The organism is Niallia sp. (assembly GCF_031978665.1).
GTDB lineage: Bacteria > Bacillota > Bacilli > Bacillales > Cytobacillaceae > Niallia.
Genome location: NZ_DALZDK010000047.1, coordinates 5,749 through 26,085 on the forward strand (window position 1 = coordinate 5,749; position 20,337 = coordinate 26,085).

Annotated in this window: 21 protein-coding genes; 13 read left to right on the top strand and 8 right to left on the bottom strand. The window is 34.1% G+C overall.

The window, feature by feature from the left end; translation table 11 throughout:
* The 6 genes from RTL21_RS20725 to RTL21_RS20750 all read left to right on the top strand — a co-directional run.
* Positions 1-336: aminotransferase class I/II-fold pyridoxal phosphate-dependent enzyme (locus tag RTL21_RS20725; RefSeq protein ID WP_312098705.1), on the top strand; the 336-nt coding region annotated here is incomplete at its 5' end.
* A 329-nt stretch (positions 337-665) separates the two neighbouring features.
* Positions 666-1,073 (top strand): S1 domain-containing post-transcriptional regulator GSP13, encoded by a 408-nt coding sequence (gene yugI / locus RTL21_RS20730; RefSeq protein WP_312098707.1) that lies wholly within the window; start codon positions 666-668, stop codon positions 1,071-1,073.
* 251 nt (positions 1,074-1,324) lie between these two features.
* Positions 1,325-2,533, top strand: a complete 1,209-nt coding sequence (locus RTL21_RS20735) for an ornithine--oxo-acid transaminase (RefSeq protein ID WP_312098709.1) — start codon at positions 1,325-1,327, stop codon at positions 2,531-2,533.
* 274 nt (positions 2,534-2,807) lie between these two features.
* Positions 2,808-3,971 carry an iron-containing alcohol dehydrogenase gene (locus RTL21_RS20740; RefSeq protein ID WP_312098711.1) on the top strand — a complete coding sequence of 388 codons (1,164 nt, stop codon included), beginning with the start codon at positions 2,808-2,810 and terminating at the stop codon, positions 3,969-3,971.
* Positions 3,972-4,206: 235 nt separating this feature from the next.
* The gene (locus RTL21_RS20745; RefSeq protein WP_312098713.1) at positions 4,207-5,553 is read left to right on the top strand and encodes a glucose-6-phosphate isomerase; all 1,347 of its coding nucleotides are present in this window, start codon (positions 4,207-4,209) and stop codon (positions 5,551-5,553) included.
* A 161-nt stretch (positions 5,554-5,714) separates the two neighbouring features.
* Positions 5,715-6,044, top strand: a complete 330-nt coding sequence (locus RTL21_RS20750; protein WP_312098715.1) for a four-helix bundle copper-binding protein — start codon at positions 5,715-5,717, stop codon at positions 6,042-6,044.
* A gap of 209 nt (positions 6,045-6,253) precedes the next feature.
* On the opposite strand, the gene RTL21_RS20755 is transcribed toward RTL21_RS20750, so the two are convergent.
* Together RTL21_RS20755 and RTL21_RS20760 are read right to left on the bottom strand one after the other, a co-directional pair.
* A complete protein-coding gene (locus tag RTL21_RS20755; RefSeq protein ID WP_312098717.1) occupies positions 6,254-7,309 on the bottom strand; it encodes a potassium channel family protein in 1,056 nt (351 codons plus the stop codon).
* A 26-nt stretch (positions 7,310-7,335) separates the two neighbouring features.
* Complete coding sequence (locus tag RTL21_RS20760; protein WP_312098719.1) at positions 7,336-8,211, bottom strand: TetR/AcrR family transcriptional regulator; 876 nt, start codon at positions 8,209-8,211, stop codon at positions 7,336-7,338.
* A gap of 429 nt (positions 8,212-8,640) precedes the next feature.
* On the opposite strand from RTL21_RS20760, the gene RTL21_RS20765 reads away from it, so the two are divergent.
* From RTL21_RS20765 to RTL21_RS20775, 3 genes are read left to right on the top strand one after another with little or no spacing between them, the layout of a single operon-like run.
* Positions 8,641-9,378 (top strand): GTP cyclohydrolase II, encoded by a 738-nt coding sequence (locus RTL21_RS20765; protein WP_312098721.1) that lies wholly within the window; start codon positions 8,641-8,643, stop codon positions 9,376-9,378.
* A gap of 11 nt (positions 9,379-9,389) precedes the next feature.
* On the top strand, positions 9,390-10,481 hold the full coding sequence (gene ribD, locus RTL21_RS20770; protein ID WP_312098722.1) for a bifunctional diaminohydroxyphosphoribosylaminopyrimidine deaminase/5-amino-6-(5-phosphoribosylamino)uracil reductase RibD: 1,092 nt from the start codon (positions 9,390-9,392) through the stop codon (positions 10,479-10,481).
* Between the two features lie 27 nt (positions 10,482-10,508).
* Complete coding sequence (locus RTL21_RS20775; protein ID WP_312098723.1) at positions 10,509-11,066, top strand: 5' nucleotidase, NT5C type; 558 nt, start codon at positions 10,509-10,511, stop codon at positions 11,064-11,066.
* Between the two features lie 97 nt (positions 11,067-11,163).
* Here RTL21_RS20775 and chrS read toward each other — a convergent pair whose 3' ends face one another.
* From chrS to chrB, 3 genes are all read right to left on the bottom strand, one after another.
* Entirely contained in the window at positions 11,164-11,640 is a 477-nt protein-coding gene (gene chrS / locus RTL21_RS20780) for a chromate efflux transcriptional regulator ChrS (protein WP_312098725.1), read from the bottom strand.
* A gap of 77 nt (positions 11,641-11,717) precedes the next feature.
* Positions 11,718-12,257 carry a chromate efflux transporter ChrA gene (chrA, locus tag RTL21_RS20785; protein WP_312098754.1) on the bottom strand — a complete coding sequence of 180 codons (540 nt, stop codon included), beginning with the start codon at positions 12,255-12,257 and terminating at the stop codon, positions 11,718-11,720.
* Positions 12,258-12,259: 2 nt separating this feature from the next.
* Positions 12,260-12,826, bottom strand: a complete 567-nt coding sequence (gene chrB / locus RTL21_RS20790) for a chromate efflux transporter ChrB (RefSeq protein WP_312098727.1) — start codon at positions 12,824-12,826, stop codon at positions 12,260-12,262.
* 411 nt (positions 12,827-13,237) lie between these two features.
* Between chrB and ade the strand changes: the two genes are divergently transcribed.
* A complete protein-coding gene (gene ade, locus RTL21_RS20795; RefSeq protein ID WP_312098728.1) occupies positions 13,238-14,971 on the top strand; it encodes an adenine deaminase in 1,734 nt (577 codons plus the stop codon).
* 551 nt (positions 14,972-15,522) lie between these two features.
* Here ade and RTL21_RS20800 read toward each other — a convergent pair.
* From RTL21_RS20800 to RTL21_RS20810, 3 genes are all read right to left on the bottom strand, one after another.
* A complete protein-coding gene (locus tag RTL21_RS20800) occupies positions 15,523-15,843 on the bottom strand; it encodes an 8-amino-7-oxononanoate synthase (protein ID WP_312098730.1) in 321 nt (106 codons plus the stop codon).
* Positions 15,840-16,766: an HD domain-containing phosphohydrolase gene (locus RTL21_RS20805; protein WP_312098732.1), complete on the bottom strand. Its 927-nt coding sequence runs from the start codon at positions 16,764-16,766 to the stop codon at positions 15,840-15,842. The genes RTL21_RS20800 and RTL21_RS20805 overlap by 4 nt, the downstream gene beginning before the upstream one ends.
* Before the next feature lie 558 nt (positions 16,767-17,324).
* Positions 17,325-17,639, bottom strand: a complete 315-nt coding sequence (locus RTL21_RS20810) for a general stress protein (RefSeq protein WP_312098733.1) — start codon at positions 17,637-17,639, stop codon at positions 17,325-17,327.
* A 126-nt stretch (positions 17,640-17,765) separates the two neighbouring features.
* Between RTL21_RS20810 and RTL21_RS20815 the strand changes: the two genes are divergently transcribed.
* The 3 genes from RTL21_RS20815 to RTL21_RS20825 all read left to right on the top strand — a co-directional run bounded on the left by RTL21_RS20815 (position 17,766) and on the right by RTL21_RS20825 (position 20,290).
* Positions 17,766-18,134, top strand: coding sequence for a type III secretion system effector protein (locus RTL21_RS20815; protein ID WP_312098735.1), 369 nt, complete (start codon positions 17,766-17,768; stop codon positions 18,132-18,134).
* Positions 18,135-18,379: 245 nt separating this feature from the next.
* On the top strand, positions 18,380-19,051 hold the full coding sequence (locus RTL21_RS20820) for a response regulator transcription factor (RefSeq protein WP_312098737.1): 672 nt from the start codon (positions 18,380-18,382) through the stop codon (positions 19,049-19,051).
* A gap of 15 nt (positions 19,052-19,066) precedes the next feature.
* Positions 19,067-20,290, top strand: coding sequence for a sensor histidine kinase (locus tag RTL21_RS20825; RefSeq protein ID WP_312098739.1), 1,224 nt, complete (start codon positions 19,067-19,069; stop codon positions 20,288-20,290).
* Positions 20,291-20,337 lie beyond the last annotated feature (47 nt).

The following is a 20,337-nucleotide window of genomic DNA, read 5'->3' on the forward strand; positions in this document are numbered from 1 at the left end:
GAAGCATTAAGAAGTGGGCAAAATGATGTAGAAGAAATGAAGAAAAGCTACCGACGCAGAAGGAATTTTATTGTGCAGTCATTAAATGATATGGGATTAACTTGTCATGTGCCTGGAGGAGCATTTTATGCGTTTCCAAATATAACGGCAACGAAGATGACTTCTGAAACATTTGCTGAAAAGCTATTGATAGAAGAGAAAGTAGCAGTTGTTCCGGGGAGTGTTTTTGGAGAAAGTGGAGAAGGTCATGTTCGTTGTTCCTACGCTTCCTCTTTACAGCAATTACAAGAAGCAATGAAGCGAATGAAGCGTTTTGTTGATAAATATACCATGTAAACTAAAAAGAGGTGTTACAGAGGATTATCACAATTAATAAAATTGTGGATCCGTTGTAACACCTCTTCTCTTATGAAGTAACTTTCAGTTTTTGGTAGGATAGACACTTGCTTTTAGCGGGTATGTTTATACTTTTTTTGCTGTTAAATGTCAGTGAAAATCAACATAGAAAAGACAACCTCGTTCCATTAAAGATATAGTTTATACAAAAAAGAAAAGGGAATTATATCAGTAAGAAATAAATCCTTTTGTATAAATGCCGATAGTGTGATATAATCTTATAATGCGTATAAAAGGAAATATTAATATAAACAATTAGGAGTGTTCTCATGTCAGATAAAATCGAAGTTGGAAGTGTTATTACAGGAAAGGTTACAGGTATTCAGCCTTACGGAGCGTTTGTTTCTTTGGATGAAAATACACAAGGACTAGTTCATATCTCTGAAGTAACACATGGTTATGTAAAAGATATCAACGAATTTTTAAAAGTTGGAGATGAAGTGAACGTTAAAGTTCTTTCAATTGACGAAAACGCAGGAAAAATTGGTCTTTCTATCCGTGCAACGGAAGAAGCACCTGCACAGCCTGAAGCTGCTAAAGCAAAAAAACCTCGTGCTAAACGCCAACCAGCTGCTGCTGTCGTTGAAACAGAAAACGTACAAGGTTTTAATACGTTAAAAGATAAATTGCAAGAGTGGATTGAACAATCTAACCGTAACGATTTAATTAAAAAATAATTATTTTTATAAAAGGCTGTCCAGCAAGGCTATGGCTTCATTTAATTATGAAGTTCTGCTTTGAGGGGCAGTCTTTTTTTGTTTTTTCTTATAGTTTGTTTATAACTATTTTGAACTTCATGAAGCCATTCGGTAAAACAATGAATTTTTAGAAAATATCGACTAGAAAATCTATCCTTCTGCTCTGAAATCAGCTAAAGTTAGCATATAGGTCTTTACATTTCATATAACAAAATGGGGAGGATGATTGGATGGTACAAGAAATAAAATCTAAATCACTAATAGAACAGTCCGAAAGATATGGAGCGAAAAATTACAATCCACTACCAATAGTTATTTCGGAAGCGGAAGGTGTTTGGATTACTGATCCTGAAGGAAATAAATATATGGATATGTTAAGTGCTTACTCTGCTTTAAACCAAGGTCATCGTCATCCAAAAATAATTGCAGCATTGAAGAGGCAGGCAGATCGAGTTACTTTAACGTCTCGGGCTTTTCATCATGACCAATTAGGTCCTTGGTATGAAAAGATTAGTGCACTAACAAAAAAAGAAATGGTTCTACCAATGAATACGGGGGCAGAAGCGGTGGAAACGGCAATTAAAGCTGCTCGAAGATGGGCTTATGATTGTAAGGGAGTAGAAAAGGATAAGGCAGAATTGATTGTGTGTGAGGGGAATTTTCATGGAAGAACAATGGGAGCTGTTTCACTTTCTTCTGATGAGGAATATAAGCGAGGATTTGGGCCGATGTTACCTGGTATTAGGGTAATCCCTTATGGTGATATCAATCAATTGAAAGAAGCGATAACTGAGCATACAGCAGCATTCATTGTAGAACCAATACAAGGAGAGGCGGGTATTATTATTCCTCCGGAAGGATTCATAGAAGCAGCATATCAATTATGTAAGGAAAATAATGTCCTCTTTATCGCAGATGAAATACAAACAGGACTATCAAGGACAGGTAAATTATTTGCGAGTGAATGGTACGGGATTGAGCCGGATATGTATATATTAGGAAAAGCGCTTGGAGCTGGAGTTTTTCCTATCTCTTGCGTAGTAGCGGATGGGGATATATTAGGAGTATTTAATCCTGGTTCTCACGGATCAACATTTGGTGGAAATCCTATGGCGTGTGCTGTATCTATTGCTGCACTTGATGTAATTGTCGATGAAAATTTAACGGATCGCTCTCTGAAATTAGGCGATTATTTTCTGCAAAAATTAACCGAAATCAATAATCCGATTATAAAGGATATTAGAGGAAGAGGATTATTTATTGGAGTTGAACTAACGGAAGAGGCTAGAGCCTATTGTGAAAAGCTTAAAGAAGTAGGGTTATTATGTAAAGAAACGCATGAAACAGTTATACGCTTTGCTCCACCATTAACCATTACGAAGGAAGAATTGAACTGGGCCATTGAGCGTATTAAACAAGTATTAAACGTGAAAATTTAATAAATATATTTAAATAAAAGCTGACGGGGAGATAGATAAGAGTCAGCTTTTATCATGGATACGGAAATAAGGGGGAGCCTCTTCAATTGAATCTGAGTCCGCTGATATAAAATAAATACCGATATATTCACGAATAAATGATAGTCAAGTATACACATACTATTTCTCAGCTGCTTAAGCTTAATCTTTTGATTTTCATAGAAGTTTGTTTAATAATAAATCATACGTTCAGTTTTGCATTATTAATTCTTAAAAAGGAATGGGAGGCATTCATTTGGAAAACTTTATTTTTTACAACCCGACAAAACTTATTTTTGGTAAAGGGCAATTGGCACAATTAAAAGATCAATTAGCTTCCTCTGGAAAGAAGATTCTCTTGGTATATGGTGGGGGTAGTATTAAAAGAAATGGTCTTTACGATAAAGTAATGGCTATCTTAAATGAAAATGGCAATGAAGTATTTGAATTATCTGGTGTTGAGCCAAACCCTCGATTAACTACTGTCCAACGTGGAGTAGACATTTGTAAAACGGAAGGAATCGATTTTATATTAGCAGTTGGTGGAGGAAGTGTTATTGACTGTACAAAGGCAATTGCTGCCGGTGCTAAATTCGATGGAAATCCATGGGAGTTTATTACGAAAAAAGCAGCTCCAAAAGCAGCTTTACCGTTTGGAACAGTTTTAACCCTGGCTGCAACTGGATCAGAAATGAACGCAGGTTCTGTTATAACAAATTGGGAAACACAAGAAAAAGTTGGCTGGGGAAGTCCATTTACATTCCCAGTGTTTTCTATCCTAGATCCGGAAAATACATATACGGTTCCTAAGGATCAAACGATTTATGGAATCGTGGATATGATGTCTCATGTTTTTGAACATTATTTCCATTTAGAAGAGCATACGGAGCTTCAAGATTTTATGTGTGAATCTGTATTAAAAACAGTTATAGAGTTTGGACCAAAGCTTGTTAATGACTTAGAAAATTATGAATATCGCGCTGCTATATTATATTGTGGAACAATGGCTCTAAATGGAATGCTTAATATGGGATACCGTGGTGATTGGGCTTCACATAATATTGAGCATGCAGTTTCAGCTGTATATGATATTCCTCATGGTGGCGGGCTTGCAATTCTATTCCCTAATTGGATGAAGCATAACTTATCAGTAAAGCCAGAACGCTTTAAGCAATTGGCTGTTCGTGTATTTGGCGTAAATCCAGAAGGGAAAACAGCGGAAGAAGCTGGACTTGAGGGAATTGATAAACTTCGTGCGTTTTGGAATGAACTAGGCGCTCCTTCTCGTTTAGCTGATTACGACATTGATGATAGCAAGCTTGATTTAATGGTTGAAAAAGCAATGAAAAATGGTGGATTCGGTAATTTTAAAGTGTTAGATGACAAGGACGTTTTAGCAATTTATAGAGCATCTCTATAAAAAATGGTTGGTAAAACATACAAACAATTTATGCAAATTGTTTGTATGTTTTTATCTGGAACAATAATATTCCATATCTACGGTTCAAAAGTAGAAATAAAATTGAAAAAATGGTGAAAAAATGAAAAAAAAGAACTTGTATCCGTTTACATTTTTAGTTCTTTCTTGATTACTTTTTCTACTTCCGATAAAGTGGAAGAGGAGTATAAATAATATTATAATTGGAGGATCATTTATGACACACGTTCGTTTTGATTACTCAAAGGCATTAAGTTTCTTTGGAGAGCATGAAATTACATATTTAGAAGATGCAGTAAAAGTTGCCCATCATTCCTTACATGAAAAAACCGGACAAGGAAGCGATTTCTTAGGCTGGATAGATCTTCCTGTAGCTTATGATAAAGACGAATTTGCACGTATTCTAAAGTCAGCAGAAAAAATTAAAAATGACTCAGAAGTATTACTTGTAATCGGTATTGGTGGTTCTTACCTAGGAGCTCGTGCTGCGATTGAAATGCTAAATCACAGCTTCTATAATTCTTTATCACAAGAAAAGAGAAAAACACCACAAATCATCTTTATTGGGAAAGATATTAGCTCTACATATATGAGTGATGTTATTGATTTCCTTGGCGATAAAGATTTCTCTATTAATGTTATTTCTAAATCTGGAACAACAACAGAGCCTGCTATCGCTTTCCGTATTTTCCGTAAATTGTTAGAACAAAAATATGGAGTGGAAGAAGCAAGAACAAGAATTTATGCTACTACTGATAAAGCAAAAGGCGCTTTAAAAACGTTAGCTACAGAAGAAGGATATGAATCATTTATCATTCCTGATGATGTAGGTGGACGCTATTCTGTTCTAACTCCAGTTGGTTTATTACCAATCGCTGTTAGCGGCGCAGATATTACTGCGATGATGGAGGGTGCAGCAGCGGCTAGAACTGATTTCGGTACATCTGAATTGAAAAATAACCTTGCTTATCAATACGCAGCAGTTCGTAATGTTCTTTATAACAAAGGAAAAACAATTGAAATGTTAATTAACTATGAGCCAGGATTGCAATATTTCTCTGAATGGTGGAAACAATTGTTTGGAGAAAGTGAAGGGAAAGACCAAAAAGGTATTTATCCATCCTCTGCAAACTTCTCAACAGACTTGCATTCATTAGGACAATATGTTCAAGAAGGTCGTCGTGACATTTTTGAAACGATTGTAAAGGTAGACAAGCCTCGTCACGAGCTAGTTATTGAAGCAGAAGAAAATGACTTGGACGGTTTGAATTATCTTGCTGGACAAACTGTAGACTTTGTTAACAATAAAGCGTTTGAGGGTACATTACTTGCACATACAGATGGTGGAGTTCCAAACTTAATTGTTACGATCCCAGAAATGAATGAATATACATTTGGATATTTGGTATACTTCTTTGAAAAAGCTTGTGCGATTAGTGGGTATTTACTGGGTGTAAATCCATTTGATCAACCAGGAGTGGAAGCATACAAAGTAAATATGTTTGCTTTACTTGGTAAACCAGGATTTGAAGAGAAAAAAGCAGAATTGGAAAGTCGTTTATAAGATTCAATTGATTAAGCTATCGGTACACTCAGACGTTCTGAGTTTCCGATAGCTTTTTATTTTTTATTTCTTCCGCTAATTTCTATTCGCAGTCCCAAATGTTTAAAGGTTTCACGAAAGGATAAATAAATAGAAATGGGTAATAGAAGGAGGAAGTAGAAATGCTTGTAGAAAATGAACAGTTAGTGATTAAATCATTACAGGAATGTATGATTGTTTGTAACCATTGCTTAAATGAATGTTTAGCAGAAGAAAATGTTGCTATGCTTGATTGTATTCATATGAATAGGGAATGTATTCAGTTTTGTAGTTATCTAGAACAAGCTATTATTCGAAAGTCTCCTTATGCGAAAGAATTTGCAGAAATTTGTCTTTCTGTTTGTATGGATTGCGCCAATGAATGTAAGAAACATGAACATCGACACTGTCAGTACTGTGCGGAAATTTGTTTGGAAAGCGCAGAGGCTTGTAAAACATTTTTAGAAGTGTAAGGGTAGATTATTACTAGGGTGGATATAAACCCTCTATCTTTATAAGAATGAATGCTTTGTGGTAATAGCAACATACTTTACGGAAAAAGCCTATAAGAAAAATGAGGGCACTGAAATGGTTCTAATCTTCGTTCGACTTCGATGATAGGCGAATTAGTATGTTATTTCCGAGGCCAAGCCTCGGAAAACATATTAAATATATGTCCTATCTAAGTAATAATAATCAATTCATCCGTTTCTTCAAATACAAAAGAAGGATTTGGATTCAGGTAACTAATCCCCCCTCTTTTTACTCCTAATAATAACTTTCCATCTGCTAATAGATAATTGTTTAATGTTAAATAATTATCTGTTTTTTCGTTCAAGTTTTTTAGAGGAATAAATTGGAGTTTTTTATCTTTTAATTGATTTAAAAGTTCTAAAAATGCAATCATCGTATCTTGTGAATTTAAGCTATTGTGCATAACGAAGCTGGTAAGACTATTTGTCTCGATAATTTCATCTGCTCCAGCCCTTTTGGCATTCTGTACTTGTTCTGCAGTGAGTATTTCAACGATACAAGGAACATTTACATTCAAACCTTTTATGGCAAGTAAAGTCAGAATCGAATGCATATCAGCCTGTAGCTCTTCTTTATTTTGATCCGCTGTTATAATAACTTTGCGGGCTGTCATTATATTTGCCTTAAGTAAGACGCTATCTAAATTAGAATTGCCTTTCACAAAATGAATCGTTTCAGGTACTGGATTTGTTGTTAAGGACTCGTCAATTAAAGTAATCGGAATATTTTCTCGATCTTTAATGATAGAGTGTATCATTAATTTTGACCGTTCATTCCAACCTATGATAATCAAGTGATTTTGCCCCCTGTAGGTTGTTTTCCCTTCAAGATAAGCATTTTGTTTAGAAACAGCGGCTGTAGCTAATGTTATTAAATAGGTAGAAAGAAATCCTACACCTGTTAATATTAATAACATACCAGTTATTCTACCTAGAATCGTGATTGGTGCGTAATCACCATAGCCTACAGTTGAGGTTGTAATAATTGCCCACCAGATTCCTTCAAATAAAGTGGGAAATGTTTCTGGTTCAATCCAAGTGATAAAGGAACCGAATAGGATTATAATAGTTAGAGAAATTGTTAATACTCGGATACTTAACGGTAATCTTAAAAATCTAGAAAGTATGGAATTAGGCAAAGTAGACACCTCATAAAAGTTGTTATCCTTTGCATTATTGACCAATAAAAAAACTTTCATAATCATATGAAAGTTTTTTTATCCAGATATTCTTACAGTGCGATATGATAAAAATCAGCAATAATTTTTTGTTCTTCCTTAAAGTCTTCATAGCCATTTAAGTTAGAGAGCATCCCTTTTATAATAGGAACCCTTGGCGAATCGGCATGGATTTCTGCCATTAATACTTCAATTGTTACTTCTATCTCTTGTTTATTAGAAACATGCTCGATTTTCTTTTGAATAGAGTTAACGGCATCCATTATTTGTTGATGGCTATCTTCCATAAAGTTGATTTTAGGCTTTTTAATAATATGTTTAAGCAAATCATTGGAAAAGAGTGGAGACTCGTTATTTGCTTCCATATCCATTATAATGGAATCTAATCTTTTTAAGAGATAGTTGGAAATATCTTTGGTTGACACATTAACGGATTCTAAGATCACAATTTTCAAAAAAGAGTGGATAAGCCCTTCCTGTATCATCAGCAGGTCTAAAAGGTATTTTTTCTTATCTTCTCCATAAATAGCGAGGAGAGCTTTAAGGCTATAATTTTGCATTTCTGATTGTGTTTTTACCATTAGCTCTTTGATCGAATTATTTAATGGAATTGCCTGTTCCTTTGACTGCATGATGATGAATTCTTTATGCTCTAAGGCGTGATCGAACATAAAGGTAAGCTGATCCATGTATTTATCTCTAGACGGGATTGATTTAAGGCTGATTTCCTCAAAGGTATTAATCAGTTCATCGTAGTAATAGTGCAAGATTTTATAGAGAAGGGACTCTTTTGATTTAAAGTATAAATAAAAGGCACCTTTCGATATACCGCAATCACTTGCAATTTCTTGGACAGATGTAGATGAAAAGCCTTTTTGAGCAAAAAACTTTATCGCCGAATCGATAATTATTTTTTCTTTTTCTTTCACGTAATTTCCTCCTGTGCTTATAGGAAACAAATGTATGACTAATAGGTCATTGTTGTATTAATTCTATGACTGAGTAGTCAAATTATATAGTATACATGGAAAAAAATCAATGAATAGAGCTTTCCTTGGTTGTTTTTGAAGGGAATATAGAGAATTTGCATTGTAAGAAAGAGGTATTTACTATAGGAAAACAGTAATCATTATATGTTCGATGTGAAAGTTGAGTAAACCAATTGGTTTATATTGTTTAATTGAAACGAATTACTTGACGCTTTTTCCTTATGATTATAAACTTTCTTACGTATAGTAAGTCAAAAGGAAAGAGACTTAATCAATAAAGACTATTATAGGAAGTATATCTGTAAATGATATATTTATATTGCTACTACATGAATAAAGAATACGACAGAAAATAAAGGAGATTTTCGGATGGATCAAAATATAATCGATCTTCTTCAAAATAAAATGGAAATAATTTCATTTAATGAAGAGCAGAATTTAAGTTTAGTTGGACCGGTAACACTGCCAGTTCAATTGGATGATCAAGTGGTAACCTTTCAGTGGTATACATGGTTACCAATAAATAAAAACCAATCAAAAGAGGACGTACTGCGTTCCTTACCATCTCTCCATTTGGCTGATTATCAGCAATCCTCTGTTTTAGTTTACGGTGACTTCGCAGATGAAGAAGATGCATTAATACGTATGCATAGTATATGCCATACAGGCGATATTTTTGGTAGTAAGAGATGTGATTGTGGTTATCAATTAAAAGAATCGATGCGGATGATTATCGAGAATGGAAGTGGCGCACTCTTTTATTTAGCCAATCATGAGGGAAGAGGCATTGGATTATTTACAAAATCCCTTGCATATCTTTTGCAAGAAAATGGTTTAGATACGGTAGAGGCAAATCTAGCACTTGATTTTCCAGACGACCTGAGAAGTTATGAAGCACCAATTAAAGTACTACAATCTCTTCGTCAAAAACCAGTGAAGTTAATTACTAATAATCCTAAGAAGCTAGACGCGCTTAAGAAACTTGGACTTACGGCAGAAGAAAATGTCCCGTTATGGGGAGATGTTTCCACTTATAATGAGAATTATTTAAAGACGAAAGTGAATAAATCTGGTCATATTCCCTTGAAAGACACAGTGACCATTTAAGGAGCAATGGTATGAAGCATGATCAAGATTATATGAGAATGGCATTGGAACTTGCAGAATCGGCGCTTGGTAAGACAAATCCCAATCCGGTAGTAGGTGCGGTGATTGTAAAGGATGGAGTCATTGTGGGAACAGGTCTTCATCGTAAAGCTGGAGAGCCACATGCTGAGGTACATGCGTTTAAAATGGCAGGAGACCATGCAAAAGATGCAACCCTTTATGTAACGTTAGAGCCTTGCTCACACTATGGTAAAACGCCACCGTGTGCTTTGTTGGTTAAAGATTCCGGGGTAACAAGGGTAGTTGTAGCAACAGAAGATCCGAACCCTAAAGTAGCAGGTCGAGGGATAAGCATTTTAAGAGAAGCTGGTATTGAAGTGGAAGTTGGTATCTTAAAAAAAGAGGCACAACAATTAAATGAACGTTTTATCCATAATATGATTCATGAAACGCCTTTTGTCGTTTCGAAAGTGGCAATGACATTAGACGGTAAAATTGCCACGCATACTGGACATAGTCAATGGATCACAGGAGAAGCGGCAAGAAAAGAAGTGCATCTTTTAAGAAACCAAGTGGATGGTATTTTAGTTGGCGTTGGAACAGTATTAGCTGACAATCCAAAATTGACAACCCGATTAGAGGGAACATCAAAGAACCCTATTCGAATTATTTTGGATACGCATTTAAAAACTCCTTCGGATGCATATGTAACAGATTGTACGGAGGCAAAAACAATCATAATAACAGCTGCGGAAGTTGGCTCTGAAAAGGCCATCGCTTTAAAAGAGAAGGGCGCAGACGTGTTAAGTATTCCTACGCTCCATGGGAAATTAGAGTTGAAAATAGCATTACAGCAATTATACAAGATGGGTATCACTGATATTCTTCTCGAAGGCGGAAGTGAAGTAAATGCAAGCTTTATGCGTCAAGGACTTATTCAAAAGTATTTAGTGTATATCGCGCCAAAAATAGTAGGCGGTGCTAATTCCTATACGCCATTTAAAGGAGAAGATATTGAAACAGTAGATGAAGCAGTTTCATTACGGTTTGAAAAGACCGAATGGATAGGAGAAGATATTCGAATAACAGCATATCCTAAATGAAATGCATAGTATTTTTGGAGGGAATAAATGAAGTTTGGTTTTGATATAGATGATACACTAATCAATTTAAGGCAGCATGCTTTTGTTCTTTATAATAAAAAGCTTCAAAAGAACATTCCATTAGAAAGCTTTTATGCGCTAAAAACGGTCGAAATTCATGAACCATTTGGATTAGATGCTACTGAAGGAAAGCAACTATGGGATTCATTAAGGGAAGAAATTTATTTTACAAATTGTCCTCCTTTTCCTTCAGCAGTAGAAATTTTATGTGAACTCGTAAACCATGGGCATGAGATTTATTACATTACTGCACGTAAAAAACAATTTGCAGAAAAAACGAAAGAGTGGATGAAGAAAATAGGTTTTCCTATTATAGATGAGCGCTTCTATTGTGGAATGGAAGATCATGAAAAAATAAGTATTATTCAAGAGCTCGAGTTGGACTATTATTTTGATGATAAGCCAGCTGTTCTTGAAACACTTACAGATTATTCTACCCAGCTTTATGTGAAAGATCATCCGTATAATCAGCATCTTGCATTGAACAGAATAAAGGATTGGAAAGAGCTAAGACAGCTATATTAATATTTATTAAAAGACATAAAAAACAGCCTGACTAGATTGGAAGTCAGGCTGTTTTATGAGGGCAGAGCTTTTTATTTCCATCTCTCATAGCTCGCCGTTAGAGCTTCATTCCTATTCTGCTCTTATATCTTTTAATAAGAATTTGACAGTCTACACTAACAACCCCTTTTGTTGCATACAGCTTATTAGTTAAAAATGACTCCATTTCTTGGTTATCCGCAAATATTCCATGCATATGCAATTTGCTTGGTCCAGTCATATGATATAAGCTTGTAACAGCAAGCTCATCTGCAAGAGTCTTAGCAACTGCTTCTAAATATTGTGGTTCCACATCTACATTGAAAAATGCAGATACCGTTTTTCCGACTTTTGCAGAATTAATGACAGTTGTAAATTGTTCAATAATGCCATTTTCGAATAAAGTATTAACTCTTGTTTGAACTGCTACTCGAGATATCCCAATTTCTTTACCGATATCAGTATAAGAAATGCGACTATTCTCATGAAGTAAGGACAAAATATGTCGATCTGTTTTATCTAGCTTTATATTAGGTACATAAAACTTTTTATCCATAAAAAAATCCTCCTTGGGAAAAATTCTTTGTTCATCAGTTCCATTCCGTTATAGAACTTAACCTACAGTATGTTTGTTTAATTCAAATGAGGAACAATAAGACCTCCATACAAAAAGGCAAGAACAATGACAAGGGCAGGGTGTACCTTCCACTTTTGCAATAACAAAAATGCAATTAGTGCAATAGCAGCAGATTGTATGATACCAATGGAATGATAGGAATCCTGAAACATTTCAAACGTCAACACCAGCATTAATGCAGTAATAACTGGTTGTACAAGTAGGGTCATGCCTTTGACAATCATTGAATCTTTATGTTTTCTCATTAATTTTAATAAAAAGATAAGTGCTACCGCTGAAGGTAGAATGGTTGCAAGTAATGCAACAACAAATCCTCCCCAGCCTCCTACTCCATAGCCTACATAAGCAGCAATCTTTGTAGCGACTGGGCCAGGCAATGCATTAGCAAAAGCTAACATATTGGAAAATTCAGTGTTGGACAGCCAATTGTATCGATTAACTATTTCTTCATACATTAAAGGGATAGAAGCTGGGCCACCTCCATAGCCTAGTAAATTCGCAACAAGGAAACTGAGAAAAATACTGACAAAAATCATATTCATATGCCTCTTTCTTTCTTATGTATGAATTTATCTTTTACTTTAAAATGGAATGCTCCATAGGTAAGAAAAATAAGAACAACAATACCAGGATGAATCGAAAATGTTTGTAATAAAAGAAGACAGACAATGGTTAGGCCGATTCCAACATAGATCCCTAGCCCTTTCACTGCTTTTTCTCCAAATTCATATGCCATTAGGCCAAGCATTACAGCGATTACCGGTACGACTGCGGAAATCATGCTTGTTATTATTGGTGAATGACTAAGAATGGATATAAAGGAAAATAAGAATACCATGGCTAAACAAGTCGGTAATATATGAGCTAAGACGCTAAGAATCGCTCCGATTGTACCCTTTTGTCGATAACCTAAATAGGCGGCAATTTTAGTAGCAATTGGTCCAGGGAGCGTATTGGCGATGGCTAGAACGTCCCCGAATTCTTCATTATCCATCCATTTATATTTTGTCACTGCCTCGTGACGGAATAGCGGGATGACAGAAGGTCCCCCGCCAAATCCAAAAATGCCTGCACGAAGCATTGCTAGAATTAAATCTTTATACATTAATTTATTTCTCCTTTCTTAACAAGTGTAACAATATATTATAATCATCATTACGATACGTAATAATAATACCACTGTTTTTTGGAAATATGTTTAAAAAATATGTAAAGTTAATACTAATAGAAAGTTGTTTTGAAATGTATTCTCCATTGAAAAATAAATTTACATATAATAAAATAATAAAAATATATTTAAGTTAGAGTTATCTCATCTAGCTTTCGTAAATAACTATTCATTATACCATTTCTAATTGGTTAAAAGATGAATGTCTATGATTAGCAAAGGTCGCTGTTTCTATTTGCAAAATTAATAATGGATTTACGAGACAATTTATACGAAGTTGCCTTCTTATATTAAGGATAATTGTATCGCTTTATAAAAGATGAATGTTTAAAAAGGAGGTACTTGTACTTGAGAGATAAATTGGAAAAAAGAATTAGAGTTGCTGCGAAAAAGGAGCTTGCTGATCTAGTAATTACCAATGCAAAAATTGTGAATGTATTTACCGGTGAAATAATGGAAGGCGATGTTGCAATTGCAGATGAAACTATTGCGGGAATTGGGAGCTATAAAGGAAAACAAATGATAGATGCGGGAGGAAAATATTTAGTTCCTGGTCTCATTGATGGTCATGTACATATAGAAAGCAGCATGCTGACACCTCAAGAATTTGCGAAAATATTATTATTGCATGGCGTAACGACCGTAATAACGGATCCGCATGAAATTGCAAATGTCGCGGGAGCAGATGGAATTCAGTATATGTTAGATAAATCCGATAATCTGCCGTTAGATATTCGTGTGATGCTGCCATCCTGTGTACCAGCTGTTCCAGAAGACTCAAATGGAGCAACATTATATGCAAAAGATTTAGAGCCTTTTTATGCACATGAAAGAGTCCTAGGTTTGGCGGAAGTAATGGATTTTCCATCCGTTTATGAAACGAATAGGAATATGGTCGATAAGCTGTTGCTGACAAAAAAATATAATCGTTTAATGGATGGTCATGCGGCTGGAATTGAAAGGGAAAAATTAAATGTATATAGTGCAGCTGATATCCGGACTGACCATGAAGCTACAACGTTACAAGAAGCAAAAGACCGGTTAGATTTAGGAATGTATCTGATGATAAGAGAAGGTACTGTTGCAAAAGATTTAAAAGCTTTATTACCAGCAGTAACAATGAGAAATTCGCGAAGATGTTTATTTGTAACAGATGATAAGCTTGTAGATGATTTAGTAGAAGAAGGTAGTGTCGATCATAGTGTGCGCTTAGCGATAGAGGAAGGATTAGATCCGATTATAGCCATACAAATGGTTACTATTAATGCTGCAGAGTGTTTTCAATTAGATTCAATTGGAGCAATATCACCAGGCTATCAAGCTGATTTTCTGCTTGTAGATAACCTCGAAAAATTTACTATTCAAAGTGTTTTTAAGAAGGGCCAATGTGTTGTAGAAGATGGGAAATTAATAGAAGAGAAGTTTGTTAAGCAATCCTATTTTGATGCGAACTTGCCATCGATAAATTGTGCAAACCTGTCTTTAGATGATTTAAAGCTTCCCTTAACTTCTGATACCTGTCATATCATCGAAATCATTCCGAATAGTATCGTTACGAATGAATTAATTGAAAAGGTAACAGTAGAAAATGGGTATTTTCAGACTTCTTTGGAAAAAGATCAATTAAAACTAGTAGTAGTGGAGAGACATCATCAAACTGGAAATATTGGAAAGGCGATTATAAAAGGATATGGATTTAAGAAGGGAGCAGTAGCTTCCAGTATTTCTCACGATTCCCACAATATCGTTGCAGTTGGAACAAATGATGAAGATTTATTGTTGGCGATCAATAAGCTGCAAGAAATAAATGGAGGGATAGTAGTTGTGTCAGAAGGAATAGTAGCTGCTACACTTCCATTACCAATAGCCGGATTGATTTCAGATCAAGATTATCTAAGCCTGTATGAACAGCTAAAAACATTAAATCATACTATCAAAATTCTACAAGGATATAACACTTTTAATCCATTTTTAACATTATCTTTCCTATCATTAACGGTAATTCCTACTTTGAAATTAACGGATAAAGGATTATTTGATTTTAACTCTTTTTCTTATAAGGATGTAGCAGTTGATAGATAATAGATTTTTTTCTTTTTTAATCTTTTGTTCATTATTTGTTCATAATTATTCGATATTCTATAAATAGGTTAAGAGTTTCCCCTCTTAAAATATAGTTTACCCGAAAGAAATTTCGGGTTTTTTTCTTTTTTTTAATTTCTATCGTTGTTCATTACCAATAAATTTTCGCGAGTAATGGAAGCGTATGTATAAAATTGCTAAAAAAGGTGAATACTTTTATAGAAGTATACAAATTAAGCAATATAGTTATAGAACTTTTAATAAAACAAGTAATAATGAAAGCGTTTTCTGATATAATAAATGTATAGATCATCTACTTACTAAAGAGGAGTGGATAATGATGGAAGAGCAAGCAAACTTTTTTAATGGATTAAAATGGGGAGTAATTATTAGTATACCTCTGTGGATTTCGTTTTTTGGATGGATAAAGCTATTTATTAATTTGGCATAGAAGTAGAAGTCTTCATCGTGCTGTTTTTTTATATAAGAATTTTAAGTTCTAATGAAAAAGCATCGAAAAGTGTATAGTCTTTTCGATGCTTTGTTTTGTATTAAGCTTGTGGGATTGGAGGATCGATTCCAAGTACTTTTTCCCCATCAACTGTTAACCAAATATAATAATGATCAATTTCTTTACCAATAATCTTCTCGATTTTTGCAATTAATTTTTCTTGAACGTCAAAAGACAATTGTGCAGTTTGTTCACCTAAAGGTACATTTTTTAGACCAAGTGCATCTGCAATTTCTCTTGCTTGGTCATAAGATACTTCGATATATTTGTCATACTCAGGTAAGTAAGCAGCTTCTGCGGGCTTAACTTGAAATGACACAATTAATACTACAGCTAATAAACTCCATACTAATTTTTTCATAAGCTCTCTCCCTTTTTTTTATAATTTGATATTTCTTCTTTTAGTGCTATAAAAGTATCGACCACTAAGGGGTGATACATAGTACCCCGATTATTTAAAATTTCTTGGAATGCTTCTTCAGCAGATTTGCCTTTTTTATATACTCTGTCTGTTGTCATGGCATCAAAGGAATCCACAACCGAAATAATTGCAGCTTCAATATTAATTTCATCTTTTTCAAGACCTTTTGGATAACCTTTACCATCATATCTTTCATGATGTTGTTCAACAATTAATGCTATCTCATTTAAAAGAGGAATATTTGTTTCTTCTAAAAGTTGTCTGCCGAATGTTGTATGTTTTTTCATAATTTCCCATTCTTCACTAGTTAACTTGCTAGGTTTTTGGAGAATTTCTAAAGGAACTCTTACCTTTCCAACATCATGAAAAAACGAGGCGAGATTTAAAAGTGTAATTTGCTTAGTTGTCAGTTCTAAAGCTTGTCCAACTAACATTGAATAATGTTTAATTCTTTCGCAATGATCAACCGTATAACCATCTTTTTCTTCTATAGAAATTGCTAATTCCATTAAATCTCTTGATAGCTTACTGTAATTGTGAAAGACTGGTTGGCTTGTTACATATATAAACTCAGATACACCTTCTGAATGAAAATTAGTGAATTTTTTTATTGGACTTTCACAAAAAGCTTGCCCTGCAGACATTGCTATTGTTTTTTCATCTGTATGATAATGTAATTTTCCAGAGAGTATATATATATATTCTAGACCAATCCAATTTTCTTCTGGACCAAGTGCCCAGCTAGAACCAGGTTGTAATTTATGATAGATTACTTCGGTTCCATCTCCAGCAGCCATTAACGAGATTTGGGTGCCTTTAAAATATACCGTTTCTATAAACTCACCTGCATTAATGATGCCCACAATTTATTCCCTCTCTCTTTATACAATAAAATAGATTGATATAATCTATATAATTTCAATTATAGTTATTTTAAATTATAAATAATGTAATTTTAATAGGTATATTAGATTATATTATATTTTGTTTGAAAAAGGGAGAATATTCTCGGAATTTGTTAAAAGTCCGACAAAATTATTGTATCAAAAAATTATTATAAATAATAGCTTTTATTGAAAAAGCTATTATTTATAATAAAGTAAAAGTTTTTAAATTAGGAGTAACTAGAATAGTAGAAAAGTAGGGTGGGAAGAGGGGAAATATACCTATAAGCATATGGGCAATATTGGTATCGGAAAGTGGAATCAACCCTTTGAATAACTTTTACTAATCATGTATGATAGGAAGTAATAACTATATAAAAAAGGAGCCAACCTTACATAGATTCAATCTATGTAAGGTTGGCCAACTTAATTATTTCATTTGCTCAAATATCTTTTATATTACCTAGTTTTTTTGGGAATATCTACTCGGTTATTCAACATAATCTATATTAGATTAATGGATTTGTCCGTAATCCATTAGTCATTATCATTACGAGAATTTCCGCCTTTTCGGCCAATTTCTTGGTAGAATTCCTTGTCATGGTTTTCGGAAGTAGCTTCTCCACCTTTTTTACCGATTTCTTGGTAGAATTCCTTGTCATGGTTTTCGGAAGTAGCTTCTCCACCTTTTTTACCAATTTCTTGGTAGAATTCCTTGTCGTGGTTTTCAGAAGTAGCTTGTCCACCCTTTTGTCCGATTTCTTGATAAAAATCCTTGTCGTGATTTTTAGAAGTAGCTTCTCCGCCTTTTCTTCCTGCTTCTTCTCTGCTCATTTTGTTGTTGTCTGCCATTTCAATCACTCCTATTAAAGATTTTTAATTAACGTTACATGGGTTATATAGCCGAATCTGAAGATTATAAACGTAAAACATATTGTTTTTTAGTATAGTAAATATTGGTAAAGGGGATAAATATGTATGATGATTCCAAGAGAAAAGTTTATGAAAGTAGTAGATATCGCTGAGAAGTTAGGATGCAAGGTTATATATGATTCGACAAAGAAAATAAGCTTTAATACGAAAATGTATATTACGGTTCCTTATCAGTTTACATTAGAAAATACTTATGCACTTGCACATGAAATTGGTCATGTAATCGATTATGTGAACGGTGAATTAGATCATGACAAATGGTTGCATGATTGGTCGTATCGAGTAAATTCAGAGATGAGTGCATGGGTTCATGCTTATAAATTATTAGAGAAGCTGGAGATTCCATTACATAATTGGCAAACGCATGTAAATGAAAAGTTAGCTAATTATTTTATCCTTCCAGAAGTAGTTTAAGGTGAAATATATTAGGAATCTGTTAGAGTTTGTACTAAAAATGGGTGGTTATTCCTTTTCCTTTTTTGAATAGTTCAATAGGGAAAGGATAGCTACTTATTTTTTTAGGAGAAATAAACAATAAAGATGTTAAGGATAAATTAAGAAGTTATTATTAAAATAGAGAGAGGAAACTATATTTGTAATCTTGTTTAAAAATTCAAGATGTTAGGAAAAAAGAATGGGATAAAAGTAAGGAGAATTTAATGAAGTTACTAGTCGTAGAAGATAATAAATTATTACTTGATTCTTTAAAAACAATCCTGGAAACAGAATATACAGTAGATATTGCAGATAATGGAGAAGATGGCCTATTCTTTGCAGAGCAAAATATTTATGACCTGATTATTTTGGATGTGATGCTTCCACATGTAAATGGTTTCGATATTGTGAAACATATTAGGAAAGAGAAAATCAAAACTCCTGTATTATTTTTAACTGCGAAGGATTCACTTGAAGATAGAGTAAAAGGATTGGAATTTGGAGGAGATGATTATCTCGTTAAGCCATTTCAAACACCGGAGCTTCAGGCACGCATTAAAGCATTATTAAGAAGGAGTGGCGCACTTGATCTGGATGAAGGCATCAAGTATAAGGAAATCGTCCTTACAGGGAGAGAAAATGATGTTCTAGTTAACAATACTCCAATCAAGTTAACCATTAAGCAGTATGAATTATTGGAATACCTTATTCAAAATAACGGAAAAATAGTTACAAAGGAACAAATTTTTGATCGGATATGGGGGTTTGATTCAGATACAACGATTGCGATTGTGGAAGTTTTTATCCATCAGATTCGAAAGAAGTTAGAACCATTTGATTATCATAAAGATATTCAAACTGTCCGAGGTGTTGGCTATATTTTGAAGGATTACTAAGGGGCAAAGTATATAATGTTTCGTAAAACAAGAATCAATCTCACAATATTAAATTCAATTGTCTTTATATTGCTCATGGTTATATTAGGCTATACCATTTATCTATACACGGAAAAGCAAACCTATCAGGAAGTAAATATGTCTCTCTTCAATGGGGTAGAAGACCTGAAACGAATGGGAGAAAGAGATGGGCGCGGGCCAATTCCAATACTAGGTCCTAAATTAATGCTTATTCAGTGGGATGGTAATGGAGAAATAGAAGGAATCTCGGAAAATTCAATCATTGATTATACAAAGGAAGAGAAGTATTTAAAGCCGAATTCTACCAATAGTTTAGAAAAGAAAACTTCTTCGGAGGGATTTCAGTTTCAAACAATTTCAACTGAGTTAGAGATTAATGGGGAAACAAAGACGATTCAAATAGTAAGAAATATTGATTCCGAGGAAAGTATGTTAAATCAACTAATAATCATTATGACTGTTGGTATAAGCATTGGCAGCATATTTGCAGTCATTGCTGGCTACTTTTTGGCAGGTAGAGCTTTAATTCCCATTCAGCGATCATGGGAGGCGCAACAACAATTTGTTTCGGATGCTTCTCATGAGTTAAGAACACCACTTGCTGTTATCCAGTCACGAGCAGATGTGCTTTTTCAAAAACCTGAAGCAACGATCCAGGATAGAGCATTGGATATTTCTGTTATTTCGAAAGAAACAAGAAGATTAAGTAAACTTGTTACGAATTTACTCACTTTGGCTCGTTCAGATTCAAACCAAGTAGAAATTGCTAAAACACAATTTGCTTTAGAGGAAGTAGTTCAAGAAGTAGTGGAACAATATGAAGACATTGCTGATTTTCAAGGGAAAAAAATTTATGCTACTTTAAAAAATAAGATTTTGTTTAGTGGTGATAAGGAGAGAATACATCAGCTGCTTGTTATTCTTGTAGATAATAGTATGAAGTTTACGATGGAAGGTGGAGAGATTCAGCTACTTGCAATGGAAAGGGCTAACTCGGTGATAATCCAAGTAAAGGATACTGGGATCGGTATACCTAAAGAAGATATTTCGAAAATTTTCAATCGTTTTTATCAGGTAGAGCAATCAAGAACGAATCGAGAGGGCACAGGTTTAGGGCTCTCCATTGCAAAATGGATTGTTGAAAAACATGATGGTGTTATAAAGGTGGATAGTGCGTTAGAAAAAGGGACTACTTTCGAAATTAGTTTTCCTAAATAGAAGAAATGAAAAAACAGCTTGTTCAAATCGTCTTTGAAACAAGCTGT

Excerpts from the sequence above, each read along its gene's own strand:
- chrA (WP_312098754.1), bottom strand. The coding sequence starts at position 12,257 with ATGATTTTTGTCAGTATTTTTCTCAGTTTCCTTGTTGCGAATTTACTA.
- RTL21_RS20815 (WP_312098735.1), top strand. The coding sequence starts at position 17,766 with ATGATGATTCCAAGAGAAAAGTTTATGAAAGTAGTAGATATCGCTGAG.
- chrS (WP_312098725.1), bottom strand. The coding sequence starts at position 11,640 with ATGGATAAAAAGTTTTATGTACCTAATATAAAGCTAGATAAAACAGAT.
- yugI (WP_312098707.1), top strand. The coding sequence starts at position 666 with ATGTCAGATAAAATCGAAGTTGGAAGTGTTATTACAGGAAAGGTTACA.
- RTL21_RS20745 (WP_312098713.1), top strand. The coding sequence starts at position 4,207 with ATGACACACGTTCGTTTTGATTACTCAAAGGCATTAAGTTTCTTTGGA.
- RTL21_RS20800 (WP_312098730.1), bottom strand. The coding sequence starts at position 15,843 with ATGAAAAAATTAGTATGGAGTTTATTAGCTGTAGTATTAATTGTGTCA.
- RTL21_RS20765 (WP_312098721.1), top strand. The coding sequence starts at position 8,641 with ATGGATCAAAATATAATCGATCTTCTTCAAAATAAAATGGAAATAATT.
- RTL21_RS20755 (WP_312098717.1), bottom strand. The coding sequence starts at position 7,309 with ATGATTATGAAAGTTTTTTTATTGGTCAATAATGCAAAGGATAACAAC.
- ribD (WP_312098722.1), top strand. The coding sequence starts at position 9,390 with ATGAAGCATGATCAAGATTATATGAGAATGGCATTGGAACTTGCAGAA.
- RTL21_RS20775 (WP_312098723.1), top strand. The coding sequence starts at position 10,509 with ATGAAGTTTGGTTTTGATATAGATGATACACTAATCAATTTAAGGCAG.
- RTL21_RS20810 (WP_312098733.1), bottom strand. The coding sequence starts at position 17,639 with ATGGCAGACAACAACAAAATGAGCAGAGAAGAAGCAGGAAGAAAAGGC.
- chrB (WP_312098727.1), bottom strand. The coding sequence starts at position 12,826 with ATGTATAAAGATTTAATTCTAGCAATGCTTCGTGCAGGCATTTTTGGA.
- RTL21_RS20750 (WP_312098715.1), top strand. The coding sequence starts at position 5,715 with ATGCTTGTAGAAAATGAACAGTTAGTGATTAAATCATTACAGGAATGT.
- RTL21_RS20825 (WP_312098739.1), top strand. The coding sequence starts at position 19,067 with ATGTTTCGTAAAACAAGAATCAATCTCACAATATTAAATTCAATTGTC.
- RTL21_RS20820 (WP_312098737.1), top strand. The coding sequence starts at position 18,380 with ATGAAGTTACTAGTCGTAGAAGATAATAAATTATTACTTGATTCTTTA.
- RTL21_RS20735 (WP_312098709.1), top strand. The coding sequence starts at position 1,325 with ATGGTACAAGAAATAAAATCTAAATCACTAATAGAACAGTCCGAAAGA.